The following is a 274-nucleotide window of genomic DNA, read 5'->3' on the forward strand; positions in this document are numbered from 1 at the left end:
GGACCCACAGGGATTCGAACCCTGGGCATCCTCCTTGCAAAGGAGGCACTCTACCACTGAGCTATGGGCCCACGTCCGCCCACAAGGGGCGGACAGGGAGTGACATGTTAGCCTTGGTAGTTCAAAGGTGCCCGATCGGCCAGACGTTGGTCGATCGAACGTGAACTGCAAAGGTGGGCCAGGCGCGACGGCCTGGTCCCGGTCTGTGGAGGTGATCCAGCCGCAGATTCCCCTACGGCTACCTTGTTACGACTTAAGCCCCCTTGCGGAGCCC

1 rRNA gene is annotated in these 274 nt (G+C 61.7%); it reads right to left on the minus strand.

The window, feature by feature from the left end:
• Positions 1 to 206: 206 nt before the first annotated feature.
• Positions 207 to 274: ribosomal RNA gene (locus tag C487_RS09405) — 16S ribosomal RNA — on the minus strand; the annotation flags it as partial.

This window comes from Natrinema pallidum DSM 3751, from assembly GCF_000337615.1.
Taxonomy (GTDB): domain Archaea; phylum Halobacteriota; class Halobacteria; order Halobacteriales; family Natrialbaceae; genus Natrinema; species Natrinema pallidum.